The 14,251-nt window shown below is 34.8% G+C and carries 14 protein-coding genes; all 14 read right to left on the bottom strand.

What is annotated here, in order from left to right; all coding sequences use genetic code 11:
• Positions 1-58 precede the first annotated feature (58 nt).
• The 14 genes from asnB to A8975_RS07905 all read right to left on the bottom strand — a co-directional run bounded on the left by asnB (position 59) and on the right by A8975_RS07905 (position 14,111).
• The gene (gene asnB, locus A8975_RS07970; RefSeq protein WP_134199623.1) at positions 59-1,765 is read right to left on the bottom strand and encodes an asparagine synthase (glutamine-hydrolyzing); all 1,707 of its coding nucleotides are present in this window, start codon (positions 1,763-1,765) and stop codon (positions 59-61) included.
• A 1-nt stretch (position 1,766) separates the two neighbouring features.
• Complete coding sequence (locus A8975_RS07965; protein WP_134199620.1) at positions 1,767-2,465, bottom strand: cytidylyltransferase domain-containing protein; 699 nt, start codon at positions 2,463-2,465, stop codon at positions 1,767-1,769.
• Positions 2,465-3,628 (bottom strand): UDP-N-acetylglucosamine 2-epimerase, encoded by a 1,164-nt coding sequence (gene neuC, locus A8975_RS07960; protein ID WP_134199618.1) that lies wholly within the window; start codon positions 3,626-3,628, stop codon positions 2,465-2,467. Before neuC ends, A8975_RS07965 begins: the two co-directional genes overlap by 1 nt.
• Complete coding sequence (locus tag A8975_RS07955; RefSeq protein ID WP_134199616.1) at positions 3,625-4,626, bottom strand: N-acetylneuraminate synthase family protein; 1,002 nt, start codon at positions 4,624-4,626, stop codon at positions 3,625-3,627. Before A8975_RS07955 ends, neuC begins: the two co-directional genes overlap by 4 nt.
• Before the next feature lie 2 nt (positions 4,627-4,628).
• Positions 4,629-5,276: a class I SAM-dependent methyltransferase gene (locus tag A8975_RS07950; RefSeq protein ID WP_134199614.1), complete on the bottom strand. Its 648-nt coding sequence runs from the start codon at positions 5,274-5,276 to the stop codon at positions 4,629-4,631.
• Positions 5,269-6,174, bottom strand: coding sequence for a glycosyltransferase family 2 protein (locus A8975_RS07945; protein ID WP_166667460.1), 906 nt, complete (start codon positions 6,172-6,174; stop codon positions 5,269-5,271). Before A8975_RS07945 ends, A8975_RS07950 begins: the two co-directional genes overlap by 8 nt.
• Positions 6,164-7,420 (bottom strand): UDP-glycosyltransferase, encoded by a 1,257-nt coding sequence (locus A8975_RS07940; protein ID WP_134199609.1) that lies wholly within the window; start codon positions 7,418-7,420, stop codon positions 6,164-6,166. Before A8975_RS07940 ends, A8975_RS07945 begins: the two co-directional genes overlap by 11 nt.
• Position 7,421: 1 nt before the next feature.
• A complete protein-coding gene (locus A8975_RS07935; protein WP_134199607.1) occupies positions 7,422-8,342 on the bottom strand; it encodes a glycosyltransferase family 2 protein in 921 nt (306 codons plus the stop codon).
• The gene (locus A8975_RS07930; RefSeq protein ID WP_134199605.1) at positions 8,343-9,341 is read right to left on the bottom strand and encodes a glycosyltransferase family 2 protein; all 999 of its coding nucleotides are present in this window, start codon (positions 9,339-9,341) and stop codon (positions 8,343-8,345) included.
• Positions 9,342-9,425: 84 nt separating this feature from the next.
• Positions 9,426-10,538 carry a glycosyltransferase gene (locus tag A8975_RS07925; RefSeq protein WP_134199603.1) on the bottom strand — a complete coding sequence of 371 codons (1,113 nt, stop codon included), beginning with the start codon at positions 10,536-10,538 and terminating at the stop codon, positions 9,426-9,428.
• Position 10,539: 1 nt separating this feature from the next.
• Positions 10,540-11,532 (bottom strand): hypothetical protein, encoded by a 993-nt coding sequence (locus tag A8975_RS07920; RefSeq protein WP_134199601.1) that lies wholly within the window; start codon positions 11,530-11,532, stop codon positions 10,540-10,542.
• Entirely contained in the window at positions 11,529-12,446 is a 918-nt protein-coding gene (locus A8975_RS07915) for a glycosyltransferase family 2 protein (protein ID WP_134199599.1), read from the bottom strand. The genes A8975_RS07920 and A8975_RS07915 overlap by 4 nt, the downstream gene beginning before the upstream one ends.
• Positions 12,447-12,453: 7 nt before the next feature.
• Positions 12,454-13,533, bottom strand: a complete 1,080-nt coding sequence (locus A8975_RS07910; RefSeq protein ID WP_134199597.1) for a glycoside hydrolase family 99-like domain-containing protein — start codon at positions 13,531-13,533, stop codon at positions 12,454-12,456.
• Complete coding sequence (locus A8975_RS07905) at positions 13,530-14,111, bottom strand: class I SAM-dependent methyltransferase (protein WP_208325364.1); 582 nt, start codon at positions 14,109-14,111, stop codon at positions 13,530-13,532. The genes A8975_RS07910 and A8975_RS07905 overlap by 4 nt, the downstream gene beginning before the upstream one ends.
• Positions 14,112-14,251 lie beyond the last annotated feature (140 nt).

Raw genomic sequence — 14,251 nt, 5'->3', positions numbered from 1 at the left:
CTAAAACGTTTAGCTCAATTATCGCAGTACAAGATAATTTTTTTTAATAATATCTTAATTAATTCAGTAACAAAGAAAAATTCACCAATTGCCAAATATGAAAACTGGAGTCATTATCCCCTTTTAAATATAAACTCCATGTATTATCAATTTCGTTTAAATTAAACCAGTGAGCATAATTACTATATTTTATTTTATCTATCTGTTCCTCTACAAATTGTTTTAGTTCCTTCTCAAGCCATTCACGTTGTGGTGTTTGCAGTGGTCGCTTTGGAGCATAGGATATGGATTGGGGTATATATTTAGTCATTACCTCTCGTAAAATACGTTTGTTTTGTTGGTCTTTTATTTTGAATTCGATTGGAAGTGAACATCCAAACTCCACTAATCGGTAATCCAAAAATGGTTCCCTCAATTCTGTAGAGTACGCCATAGATACCCTATCGTTAAAGCGTAAGGCTCTAGGAATTTTGGTATATATCAAGTCTCTGTATTGTAAATTTAGTAAAGAGTCTTCAAAAGGGCTTGGATATTGGTCTTTACCCATTCCATCACTAGTATCTTCGCTCAATATTTTAGGGTTAAAAGGCGATTTAGTAACCCCTTGAATTGTTGATTTTGTATTAGTAGTATAATAATCGTATCCTGCTAATTGTTCATCCATACCTTGACCATCCAATAACACCTTAACACCCTTATTTCTTGCTGTTTTAAATACCTTGGAATAGGCTAATGTTGGAATCCCCCCAAAAGGCTCGTCTTGAAAACTACTTATTAATTTAGATAGTTCTGGTACTTCAATAGCTTTTAAAAGTACTTTATGTAAGGGATTACTGTAATGACTTATCATTTGTTCTACCCAAGACAACTCATCATAGCGTTTATCATTAGTATAAAAGGTAAAGGCTTCAATTTTAGTTGAATTAACTTGTGATTGATTCACCAATGCCAACAATGTCGAACTATCCAAGCCGCCACTTACATTAAACCCAACAGGCACATCAGCTCTAAACCGTAATTTTACGCTATCAAAAAGCAAATCATGGTATTGTTCTTTAGCTTCAGTATAATTTTTTACTAGAGGTTGTTTTATCACTTGACTCGCAAAATCATACCATTGTGTAATGTTTAAGTTACCTTCATTAAGTTCTAAAAAATGTCCCGCAGGAAGTTGACAAACCCCTTCCCAAAATGTTTCATTTGGCAAACCGTAACTTCCAAAAGCAAAATATCGTCTCCATAGGTCTTGATTAGGTGTCTTTTTTATCCCACTTTTATGAATCGCCTTTATTTCACTTGAAAACACAAATCTATTTTGACTTTTACTATAATAAAATGGCTTTACCCCAAAACGGTCTCTAGCTGCAAATAATTTTTTTTTCTTTGTATCCCATATGGCAAACGAAAACATGCCATTCAACTTACCCAAACAAGACACCCCATACTTTATATATAGGGCCAAAAGCACTTCTGTGTCAGACTGAGTTATAAAATTATAATCATGCCTTAAACTTGCTTTTAATTCGAGATAATTATAAATTTCTCCATTAAAAACAATGTAATAACGTTTTGAATGATCAGTAAAAGGTTGGTTGGATTTAGGAGACAAATCAATTATTGATAAGCGATTATGCCCTAAAGCCGCAAAATTTTTATCATAAAAAACTCCTTCAGCATCAGGTCCTCGATGTGCTTGTGATTCCACCATAGCACACAGTAGTAACTCAAAATCTTCATGACCTATCAGTCCTGAAATACCACACATTTTATTGTTTTTTTGATTTTAAATAGCTTTCTGCTTTTTCCCAATCCTCTATAGTATCAATATTAATTTGTGCTCCTGCAGGAGACTCAATATATCCTAGAGTATTGCCGTACAGCGAATTCTGCTCTATTATCACACTCGTTTTAGTAATATAAATCAATCCATCCCTGTGATACGCTATAGGAAGCTCTTGACGCCTTGGTATAATATCAATTTCTCCAGTAGCAATCTTTAAGAACCCTTTTCTGTTTTCTTCAAATGTCCAATGCGGATTGTATTCCGTTGGCACCTTTTGAACCGAAACCAAGGCATCACATTCCGTATTACTGAATTTTCTTATAGCTTCATCTATAAAACCCCCTGATTTAAATGGGCTTGTCACTTGTAGCAAACAAACCGCATCAAACTGTATGTTTTGAGACTGGAAAAAATGAAGCGCATGTTGAATAACCGGTAATGTAGGCGAAATATCCTCAGCGAGATGAGAAGGTCTTTTAAATGGCACCTCTAAATTTAGTGTTTTTGCAACTGAAATAATATCATCATCATCAGAACTCAAAACCACACGAGACAATAGTTTAGACTCATTGGCAGCTTCAACAGTATATTGCAAAAGCGGTTTACCATCTAACTTCTTAATATTTTTTTTTGGAATCGACTTTGACCCTCCTCTTGCTGGTATAATTCCTAAAACACGCATTAGTATTGTATTGTTTTATGAAATTTAAATTTAACTTTGGCTAAAATTTCCGCTATTTTTTGACCACTATCTCCTTTACCATAAATAGTGCTTCTCGTGTTTTTAGGAGTTTTCAATTGTTGTTCAATTGCCGTTTGTATTTCGGCTTCATTATACATCACGTCAATTACATTTGTTCCTCTTTGCCTTCTATGTTGTCGCGTACCAATATTAACCACTGGCACCCCTAAAAACGAGCACTCCCTAATCCCTACACTGCTGTTACCAATCAGACACTGGCTATGCTTAAGTAGTTTTAAAAAATCTACCGAATCCATATTTTTAAAAAAGCGTATGTGCTTTGGGTTATGTTGCTCTCTAAATGAACGTATCCCATTGGAAGTTCCATCAGCACCTGCATCTACATTAGGCCAAAACCAAAATGTTGGTATTTTAAGCCTATTAATAACCTGCAATGTTTTTGTTATGTCTGCTTTTGCTTGTAAGTATTCATTAGTTACTGGGTGTTGGAGCACCACTAGATAATTTTTAGGCATTGTGTGTAATCCTCCAACTCCTCCATACTTTTCAATAGGGTTAAAATCCAAACCCTTAATCTGTAACAGGTCATTAGCAATGTCTATTGAAGGGCAACCTGTATTAAAGACACATTCTTCATCCTCGCCCAATTTTACCACCCGAGCTTTGGCATCTTCTGAAGCCACTAAATGAATATCGGCTAATTTGGTGTTTGCATGACGTACTTTTTCATCAATATTTCCAGTAACCTCACCTCCTTGTATATGTACTAGAGGTATATTTTGATAAGCTGCAGCAATAGATGTGGCTATCGTTTCAAAACGATCAGCAATGGTTATAACAGCATCTGGTTGAAGGTTGTAAAACACATTGGACAGTTCCATAACTCCCAAGCCTGTAGTTTTTGCCATAGCTGTAGGGTTCTCACCCTCCAAAACCATAAACACTTTTTCTGTAATTGTAAACCCGTCTTTAATGATATAGTCCGCTGCGTTGCCATAACGATCCAACAAGGCTGAACCAGCAACTACTAATTGTAATTCGAGCTTTGGGTGTTCGTTAATGGCTTTTAGTACTGTTTTTATTCTGCTATACGATGGTCTTGCTGTGACTACCACACAAATCTTTCGTTTCCCTTGCTTCATACTAAATCTTTATCGTTTAAAAACTCCCATGCGCTCATTTCTTTTACTAATTGCCTACCTATAACCTTTTCAAAATCAAAAGCATCAATACCATATCCTTTCGGTTTTTTGGCTTCCAAATCAGAGAAGGTGATTCGATGTCCTTTAGGTAAAGCTTTATTAACGGCTAATGACTTTTCAAAAATAGCTTTTAAATCCTTAAATGCAGAATTATCTCTTTTGTTTATTGGGTTCTCAAGCGCTTTTTCAATGTTTCTAACAGCACTTACCAACGTACGTATTTCGTCAATAGTTAAGGATGAGGTTACATCAGGCCCTGTTTCCTGTTTGTCAAAAACTGCGTGAAACTCTAAAATTTCTGCGCCCATTATTACTGCAGCAATACTCGTTTCAGGTTTTGCTGAATGGTCTGAAAAGCCCACTGGAACACTATAACTTTGTTTTAACTCTTCAATTACATTTAGGCCATATTGTTCTGGTTGTGTTGGGTATGAGGTAGTACACTGTAAAATAGAATAGTTTACACCTTTTGTTTTTAAGAAATCTATCGTTTTATCAAGCTCATTATATGCACTCATACCTGATGATAGAATTACAGGTTTTTTGGTTTGTGCAATTTTTTCCAACAACAAGAAATTATTCACCTCTCCAGATCCTATTTTATAACGTTTAACACCAACTTCCTCCAATACATCAACAGCAGCATTACTAAAGGGTGAACTCATAAACTCTAAACCAACCGCATCACAATGCCCTTTTAAGGCTTTCCATTCTTCCACAGTAAACTCCATAGCTTTCCAGTAGTCAAAACGTGTCGCATAGTCGTTACTAAATTTAATCCTAAAAGGTTCATAAATGCTGCTTTCAGCCTGTGCTATATGTGTTTGAAATTTTATTGCGTTTACTCCTGTTGTGGCTAAAGCCTCTATATAATCATGGGCTTTTTGTAAACTCCCATGGTGCGCTTGAGCGATTTCGGCTATGATAAAAACATTCATATTTAATCAATTTTTCTAGCAACTATACCGTAGCTCATACCTTGAGCTTTAGGATAACGCTTTTCTATAAGTTTCTCCAATTGTAGCTTTAAAAACTCTTTTATTCCTTTTGTTTTTCGTGTTTGATACTTTGTATCAACCACTGCGTATTCCAAAATTTCAAAGCCACTTTGTTCTAAAAAAAACTTCACAATATGCTCCCAAGGCGTAAAAACATGCTGTTCCTTTAAGTGTTTTTCCTGAAATGCGTAAAGTACTCCTTTCAATAAAAGATTAATTCTGTTTTTACTCGATTGAGGGTTAGGTGTTGTTAAAATAAGTACACCATCCTTTTTTAAATGTTTACCTATATTCTGAAGCCCTAACAATGGATTAGCCAAATGTTCTAACACCTCCAAAAACAAAGCCATATCAGCAGGTTGAGATGTTTTAGGCGCAAGATTATTTAAATCCCAGATAGTGGTTTGCTTTATTTTTTTCAAATAATCAAATGGCTGCCAAATAGCTCCTAATTTTTCAACATGAGCTTGCATAAAACCATAACCTGCTCCTATATCACTAATTACACTAAGGTCTGGGTTTGCATATTTTTCTAACATAGTTTTAGCAAACACCTCTCTATCTTCAAATGTATTTAATAAATTACTCATGCGGTTTCCAATATATAGGCACTTTCGGCAAGTTAGTAAATTCTCTATATTGACTATTACTTAAACGATATCTATTTGTAAGAAACTTAGGAACATGTATTAATATATCATAAAATGCTAACATTAAAGCCCTAGTAGCTTGCATGTTCCCTTTAAAAGTTTTTCGTCTCAGTTGACTCCAAATACTAGATAAAAACAATCTAAAAGCAATAGCAAATGGGTAACACATAAAATACACATACCATCCAGCTCTTAAAGATCGGCGTTGTCGCTGCAAATAATCTTTTTGTGTTTTTCTAGCAAGCATATCTACTCTATGTTGGACCAACACCTCTGGCGCATAACGTATATACCATCCCTTTTTAAACAACTGTAAAGCGGCAAACTGTTCTTCTCCATAAAACTGAAACCATTCAGGGTAATCAGGAATCTCTTTCCATGCTTGCATACGCCAAACGTGTCCACAACCTACAAAACCATTAACAGCGTAAGACACATCTGAAGTCGCTGTTTTCTTTGGCGCTTCTTGCCCCCAAAAAATACGGAATGTCAAGAGTCCACAAGTTGGATTTGTTTCAAAATATTGCGAAATAGTTTCCAATACGTTTTCAGTAAGAAAATGAGCATCGTCATCCAAACTGACACTATACTTAGCAGTAGTTGTTCTGAGCATATAATTACGGTGATACAAATACCCTTTACTTTTAGACTCTAGCCATAATTGAATATCAGATTGCTGAGATTCTAAAAAAGCTTGGGTTCCATCTGAAGACCCATCGTCACAAATAAAACACTCTACATCGCCCCTCTTTAACAATGGGCTTAAAGTGACTAATGTCCTTTTTAACTCTTTTAACCTGTTTTTAGTTGTAATTAGTATGGAAAAATTATTGTTCATTCTTGAACATAGCATTTAATTGTTTCTGCAAAAACTCTGTACTCAAATACCCTTCTATATCTGGCCTATTGAGTTTTAACTTTTCAGGTGTTTCTTTCCATAAGAAGTAAAGCTCAATAAGAAATTCTGAAATAACTGTCGAATCCGAAGGCCTGCAGGCATATTTATAATCTAACCCCAACAACCTTCTTACCTCACTTTGTTCTGGAGCTAAAGACATTATTGGAGAATTAGACTTTACACAATGCGGAAACTTACCTGGTAAAAACGGACTTATATCTGCGTCTGCTTCTAAAATTACATTAACACTTGCATACTCTTGAACATAATTTGCCTCATCAAAAGACACATAATTCATACTACAATATAAGCTTGAACACTTGGTCTTTTCTTCTAACAAATATTCCTTATGTTCACTTGCATCCCCCAAAAGTAATAATAAAGAATTTTGTTTGGCTTCAGGTATTTTTTTTAAAAACAATTTATACGCTTCAACTAAACCTTGGGGCTGTCTTTGTTTTAGTAAATTTCCTGCATGCAATATGGTGAATTTATTAAAATCAAAATACTCTAACTTTAAAGGTCTTTTATTGCGGATTTCTAAATCATAACTTTGGTGAGGAATTACTGACCCTGTCTTTAAGAAATTAGGAAAGTAGTTTCCCATCCATTGCATTAAAAGCAAACTAGGAAACACAGAAAACTCTGCCTTATCCGAAACATCTTTAATAAACTGTTCTTTAACCTCATACCCTTTTTCATACCAGTTATAAGGTTTAGGATAACAATGAAAGGGATAGGGATCATGCATATATGCCACCCATTTTTTATATAACTTTGGAAACTTCAACATGGCATGATGAGATTTAAAATTACCTCCATGACTCAATGTAAAAATATAATCCTCATCGGTATAATGTTTTCGTATTGAGGCTGCAATACTATTTGAATCGTTATAATAGGTAAAAGAAAATCCAAAGACAGAATCTACCCATGAGAACAAATCAACTTTAAAATGTCTTAAAACAAGTCGTCTTGTTCTACTTAGCACATACAATAAATTATACTTTAGTTCCTTTATAGAGATACAATCTACACCTTCAATTTCAATGTTTTTTCTTGTATAATGCAATATTTTCACTCCATAACCTAGGGCAATCAAAGATTTTATTAGGGACATTCTACCCTTAGCTCCACTACTACTATTAACATCAATAGACTCTACTACAATTAATATCTTTCGCATATTAGCTAATTTTCTTTTTGAGACTCTTTAATAAGACATACAGCTTATGTCTAAACAAAAACAAAACTACATTATATTGACTCACTTTCATGGTAGCAACCACATTTCTAAAAAAAACCTTATCCTTAAAATTAAACGCACTTGACAAAAAGAACTTTTTAAACTTTGCATCTAACAGACTATAGTGCTTTAAATTATTAATAATTAATAGCGTTGCTTTCTTCTTTGACACTCTTCTTACATTATCACCACTCCAGTACTCTCCAGTATTAGACTGTGAATGCTTACGGTTGTAATACAAAACTGCCAGTAACACTACACCTTTAGGTTTTCTCAGTAATACTCTTACAAAACATTCCCATTCCTCGGCATACTGTAAATGTTCATTAAACCGTAAATGATCAAAACAACTAGATTTCCATAATACGGTACAGGAAGCCATACCAATTTGTTGAGTTACTACTTTAAACAAAAAATCATCTTTTGCAGGTTCTGTCTTAATAACATCCAACGGTTCTAATAAATCAATACTAAACGACTTTTCAAAAGATTGTTTTTGATAAAGACAAAAGTCAACATTTTTAGTCTCTAAAACTTTTAATGTGGTTTCTAGTAGGCATGGATGCACAATATCATCATCATCAAAAAAAACAATATAGTCTCCTTCAGCTAGATCTAACCCATAATTTCTACTTCCAGGTAAGCCTTTTAAATAACGTTCAGGACGTCTTAAATACTTAAACCTTGTGTCAGCTTGAAGTACTTTAGAAATAACCTCTTGGGTATTATCACTTCCTCCGTCATCAACAATTAAACACTCCCAATTTTGATAGGTTTGATTTCTTATAGAAGTTAGTGTTTCTAAAATAAAATGTGCCCTATTATAAGTGGCCATTATAATAGATACTTTAAGTTCTTGCATTTATACTTCTATTAAATTATCAAAATAACGATTTGCTTTTTGGATAAATCGATGGCTCCCTGTTCCTTTTTTAGAGCTCAAACCGGTAATCGCATAAAAAGCCATACCATAAAAATAAAAACAATCCCAGACACTAAATCCTACCACTTTAAAAATAGCAGAAATTAAATGTAATTGCGTTAATGATTTATAAGCCCTTGTAAAAATAAAATCTCTATAAATGATATAGCAATACCGTTTAAAAGCTTGTTTTTGCAATCTAGTCAAAGCCCATTCGGTAGCATTTCTAATCATCATCTCATAACTATCTACTACTTTTTGATTATAGGTTGTTATATCCAAATCTTTTTCTGCCTTACTGTGCCTGTAAAGCGTATCAGTTTTAAACTGCCGCTTAATAACTACTTTATCTTTCATTAACACACGTATATGAAAATCAACATCCTGAAAACGTTGCAAACCCTCATTAAACCATATCTCTTTTAAAACACGTTTATCCCAAAAGGCATCCATAATTGTCCAAGGAAGTCTATAACTTAAAAAAAGCAACAAATAAGCTTTATTAGTTGTAGTAAAAGGGTCAACATTTATAGCATTACTAATAGATGTGTTTGAAAATAATTTAGCCGTATTGGAAATTAAAACACTGCTTTGACCATCATTGATATTACTAACTCGATCAAACAAACAATCTATCAACAATAAATCATCAGAATCTAAAAATAATAAATACTGTCCTTTACTTAGTTGTTTACCATAATTCCTACAGGCATTAGCACCTTTAGGTCTATCCTCAGGTCGTTGGTAGTATTGAATACGCGGGTCCTTGGCACAATAAGTATCTAGTAAAGCTGCTGTACCATCAGTACTACCATCATCTACAACAATACACTCCCAATGGTTATAAGTTTGCGCCAATACACTATCAAGCGTTTCTCCTATCAAATGTGCTCGATTAAAGGTGGGAATTATTATGGATACTAATGGTTTATTACTCATTACAAATAGTTGTCAATACCATTTACTTATAAATTACTGTTTCTTCTTTTATTTTTTCTTCTTATAAATCACATCACAAATCAGTTATTTCTTTTTGTTTGAAACAACCTGTTCTAACAACTTCTGCAAAACCCCAATATGTCGCTCCAAAGTAAAAAACCTATTAACACGCTCCTGTCCAGCTCTTCCAAGCTGTTGCGCATAATCAACATCATCAAGCAATCGCAACATATTTTGGGTCATAGCCTTTACATCATGCTCATCACTTAACAAACCCGTTTCGTTATGCACAACAACATCAGGTATTCCAGCATGATAGGTAGACACCACAGGTAACCCTGCAGCACTAGCTTCCAGCACAGCTAGAGGTGTACCCTCCATATCACCACTGGCTGCAGTAATTGAATGCTGTACAAAAGCCAATGAACGACTTAGCAAACTCCTATAAACTTCAGGACGTATAATCCCTAAAAACTCCACCTGAGACTGCAACCCTAAGTACTGTGCTAAATTCTTACAAGTATTCAGCAAATCACCATCTCCTGCCATAAGCAATCGCGCATCAGGATGCTGTTCTAAAACAGCTTTAAAAGCCAATAAAGTATAATAAGGCGCCTTTTTATCGGTAAATCGACCTATAGCAATAAACTGTCGGTGTGTAAAACTAGGCTCTATTGTGGTAAATTCAGGTTGCGGCCCATACACATTATATACTAATTTAGCTTTAGGACATCCAAGTTTAAGTAGTGTAGTCTCCATAACTCTAGACACCGCAATAACCTTAGAGGCCAATTGAAACACTTCTCGATACGCATCACAACGCGCTATAACATCCTGCCTACTGGCATCATAACCATGAAAATGAACCACCACAGGCAAACTCAACGAAGCCAAAATACTCCTTAAGTTATGGGCCTGTGTGCCATACTCTACTAGTACTACATCAACTCCTTGCTGTTTAAATGATGTACGCAACATACAATCCCTCACATAACCAGAAGGCTTCTTAAACAATTTCGCAATCGCTTTAAAATACAACCGCTTCCATTGTCCTACTAAACCTCCAACACCCTCTAAGCGTATACCCTCGCCTGAACCATAATAATAACATATCTTACCACGCAAATACTGCTTATGCGCCTGGATAAACGTTTCTGAATAAGGATTCTGACTAGGAGTTAAGATGGCTATAGTCATATCAAAATAGTTTAAAAGTCTTTAGCACTTTCTTTACAGTACGTTTTAAAAGCGTTTTAAGTTTTACAATCAAAGACTTCTTTTCAAAGTCAGATTCTGTTCGCGATTGCTGATGAATCCCTTTATTAAAAAAAGCAGCTATAACATCTACCTTTGAGTAATTGAGCAAATTATCCCTATAACGCTCAATATAAGGAATCAAAAGTGCATCGTCCTTCCATAAATAAGCACCCTTAAATAAGCTATTGGTAAAATGTATAAACACAATAGGAAAAGTATTATTAATCAAAACCGTACCATCGGCTTGCGCCACACGTTGGCAGTCAACTATATTCCAATTGGCAACATTACACCCTCTATGAGTAATATGTCCCACACCTTCAAATCGAGTTGGAAGAATATCCAAATAACGCTGATCTACATAAAAACCGTCATTTCGGTTAACCTCACACTTAAACAAACACAATTCAGCCCAATAACTCATAGCTTTAATTCCCTTTTTGCTTGCTCCTACAAAACCTCCGTTATAGATACCATCAAGAAAATTATGTCTAAAATTAGTTTCGCTTATACTAGGGTCTGAACAACGCCAATGCGGAGAAAGCAACATACTCCTTGTTTCTAACTCCTTCCATAAAAAAGTATAATCAGCAAAAAAGTAAATATCACTATCCACATAAATAACATGGTCATAACTTCTATTTAAAAGCTCAATCATTACCAAAGGTTTCATTCCCCAACGGTAAGCATCATGATAAACAGTCGCATATTTCTCATGCATTTGTTGAGCTAAACGGTTATCTTTAAAATCAGCTACAGTTAATAATACAATACCTCGTGCCTCAAACTCATCTTCATAAGCTGTATCTAAAGTACCATTACTTACAAACACACAATAATCTACAGTATCATCATAATCTTTAAACGAATCATGTAAGGCTAAAGCATAATGCGCATAATTATTAGTAATAACAGTACAAATAATATTTCTCATAAACTCAGTTTTTTTCTTACAACCAGCATGCAATAAGCCAACTGCAATTCAATAGGTAATTTTAGCTTTACATTAGGAAATCGTCCCAAGGTTCTTTTTTTTAAATAACATTCCAAAACAATCCAATTATACTTGTTTAAATAAACCAACCTATCTAGAAAAGTAGAGTACTGCTGTATAATTGTATAATATTCATTAAAACGGGTTCTTTCACTTTCTAACAGTTTAAATGTGCGAGTAGTATCTTTGTGTTTCCTAAAATAGTTCATAGGCTTACTTACATAACCAATACTACCATAACTTAACAACTGTAACCACAATTGCCAATCACCACAATATTTCATACCTAATGGTAATCTCACATTCAACACTGCTTCTTTTTTAAACAATGCTCCACTTGCGTTTGGTATAATGTTTCTATATCTAAAGTAACGCTTTACTTCATCTTGTCCTGTATTAATAAAACTATTGTTCCAGCGATGCTCATCCATAGCCGAAGCCCATGTATCTAAATACATTTTACCAGAAATTTCATCTTTATGCTTAGTGGCACAATAAAGTAAAACACAACTTGTGTCAGACTCATAAAAGCTAAGTAATGTTGATAAAAAATCAAGCTCACAATAATCATCACTCTCGGCAATCCATATCCACTCGCCTTGTGCCAATGCAATACCCTTTTGCCATTGCTTAAACGGACTACCAGAGTTTACGTCATTAAAAACCATATGGTTTACTTTTGGGTGGTTGCTGTAGGCTTTCAACACCTCTTGACTCCCATCGGTTGATGCATCATCCAATACAATCACCTCAAAATCCTGAAACGTTTGACCTAACACACTATCCAACCGCTGTTGTAAATACGGTTTATGGTTGTAATTAGGGATGATTATAGAGACTTTAGGTAAATGCATAGAAGTATCAAGTTGTTAAGGCATTTTTAGTAGCTTCTAAATATTGCGTTCCATACTTTATACATGGCTCTAAATGATTCCCTTCAGCCCACTCGTTCATGGCATTAATAAATATAAAATTCTCCTCACTAGAAAAAGGATTAAACGCCTTCACTAGACTACGTAACCAGGACTCATACAACTCAGGTGAACTTCCTACTGCTATTACAGCAGCTTTTCCTTTTCGCGCTGTATTATCCCATGCAGGCGTTACGCAACGATACAGTTTATAATCTGGAAGTGAACGATGAATCAATTCATCTACTCCTTTCTTAAAGTCTCTTAAATCTAATGATGCTTTGTTTTTCTGTACAATTCTTGTCCACATTTTAGGCTGCTGCTGTAGCAGTTTATGCTTTATAACTTTATGCGGAGAAAACTCCACTGCAGCATCAAACTGTATTTGCCTTGGGTCAGTTTGCGCTCCAAAACTTTCAGCAAAACACAAATACAATCCTTTAAAACCAAATTCTTTTATTGCTATTTCCTGCCATATTGTAACAGTTTTTACAATATCAGGAAATAAATTATGCCTGTAAATCATAAATACAGGCTTATCATCTACAGTAATGTAGCGGTCATCTGAAAAGACATGCTCACACAACCATCGCATATGTGCCTCATCATCATCAATACCGTAATCTTGTTGCATAAGCACATCTTCATCTTTACCATCCCAACGACGAGTCCAGTTTTCATTAGCCCAACACAACATAAAAGGCATATTTAAATCTTTTTGTTTCAGCATACCATCAATAGGTGCTTGCAGTAAACGTTTACCATTAAACCAATAATGGTAATAACAAAACCCATAAATACCATAATCCTTGGCTATAGCAGCTTGGGCTTGTCGTGCTTCTGGTAATCGTAAGTCATAAAAACCCAAGTCAGTTGGCAACTGTGGTTGGTAGTGACCCTCATACAAAGCTTGGGCTTTAGTAACATTAGTCCACTCAGTAAAACCCTTTCCCCACCAAGCATCATTTTCTGGTATAGGATGAAACTGAGGCAACACAAAAGCAATTGCACGCAATTTTTTATCTATCATAATGGTTTCTTCATTACTATAATTTCTATATACTCTGCTCGAATACCGTACTTCAAATCATCAATATAAACAATTTCACAGTCAGCACCTGTATGTGTTTCTATAAAGTCTTTAATATCATAACCCCAATGAAAAGTTACTGGTGATCCTTTTTTATCTACCGGGTTACCATGCCATTCAGGTTCAAATAAAAACTCCGGACTTCCATCTGGATTTTTGGTAGCCCAACGCTGTGTTTTTTTATGCTTATTAATAATGGGTACTGAAAAAATATGTGCACCTCCTGGTTTTAAGGTTCTATAAATCTCTTGAAATGCTTTTTTTGGTTCGTAAATATGTTCCATAACATCAGAAGTAACTACCAAATCAAATGCTTCGTCATCAAAAGTTTGCTGCTCTAAATCTTCATGACGTACACCATTTACATAACTTCCTAAAGAGGCTTCTGGAAAAAATTGAGTTTCAACATAGTGTTTTGCTTTAGCTTGTAACAACACACTATGCCCTCTTTTTCCTGGTGAAGACTCGTGGATGAACAACTCACTCCAATTAGGGTAATAATTTTTAATAGTTTGCATTAAAGCTCGCTCTCTAGGTATACATCCACAATTACTACATTTAAAATGGTCTCGTAACCATGAGTTCCTCGCTACAAACAAAACATCCTGCTCACAACAAGGGCAAAAACCAGACTGCTTAAAAAAGAAGGCGCCTATAC

It is taken from the genome of Meridianimaribacter flavus (genome assembly GCF_004366715.1).
GTDB lineage: Bacteria > Bacteroidota > Bacteroidia > Flavobacteriales > Flavobacteriaceae > Gaetbulibacter_B > Gaetbulibacter_B jejuensis.
The sequence above is the reverse complement of the archived record's forward strand: the minus strand, read 5'-3'. Positions and strand labels throughout refer to the sequence as shown.

What these genes read in the sequence shown, in the direction of transcription:
- neuC (WP_134199618.1), bottom strand. Translation starts at nt 3,628, where the DNA reads ATGAAGCAAGGGAAACGAAAGATTTGTGTGGTAGTCACAGCAAGACCA.
- A8975_RS07905 (WP_208325364.1), bottom strand. Translation starts at nt 14,111, where the DNA reads ATGCAAACTATTAAAAATTATTACCCTAATTGGAGTGAGTTGTTCATC.
- A8975_RS07920 (WP_134199601.1), bottom strand. Translation starts at nt 11,532, where the DNA reads ATGAGAAATATTATTTGTACTGTTATTACTAATAATTATGCGCATTAT.
- A8975_RS07945 (WP_166667460.1), bottom strand. Translation starts at nt 6,174, where the DNA reads ATGAACAATAATTTTTCCATACTAATTACAACTAAAAACAGGTTAAAA.
- A8975_RS07925 (WP_134199603.1), bottom strand. Translation starts at nt 10,538, where the DNA reads ATGACTATAGCCATCTTAACTCCTAGTCAGAATCCTTATTCAGAAACG.
- A8975_RS07930 (WP_134199605.1), bottom strand. Translation starts at nt 9,341, where the DNA reads ATGAGTAATAAACCATTAGTATCCATAATAATTCCCACCTTTAATCGA.
- A8975_RS07940 (WP_134199609.1), bottom strand. Translation starts at nt 7,420, where the DNA reads ATGCGAAAGATATTAATTGTAGTAGAGTCTATTGATGTTAATAGTAGT.
- A8975_RS07915 (WP_134199599.1), bottom strand. Translation starts at nt 12,446, where the DNA reads ATGCATTTACCTAAAGTCTCTATAATCATCCCTAATTACAACCATAAA.
- A8975_RS07910 (WP_134199597.1), bottom strand. Translation starts at nt 13,533, where the DNA reads ATGATAGATAAAAAATTGCGTGCAATTGCTTTTGTGTTGCCTCAGTTT.
- asnB (WP_134199623.1), bottom strand. Translation starts at nt 1,765, where the DNA reads ATGTGTGGTATTTCAGGACTGATAGGTCATGAAGATTTTGAGTTACTA.
- A8975_RS07955 (WP_134199616.1), bottom strand. Translation starts at nt 4,626, where the DNA reads ATGAATGTTTTTATCATAGCCGAAATCGCTCAAGCGCACCATGGGAGT.
- A8975_RS07950 (WP_134199614.1), bottom strand. Translation starts at nt 5,276, where the DNA reads ATGAGTAATTTATTAAATACATTTGAAGATAGAGAGGTGTTTGCTAAA.
- A8975_RS07935 (WP_134199607.1), bottom strand. Translation starts at nt 8,342, where the DNA reads ATGCAAGAACTTAAAGTATCTATTATAATGGCCACTTATAATAGGGCA.
- A8975_RS07965 (WP_134199620.1), bottom strand. Translation starts at nt 2,465, where the DNA reads ATGCGTGTTTTAGGAATTATACCAGCAAGAGGAGGGTCAAAGTCGATT.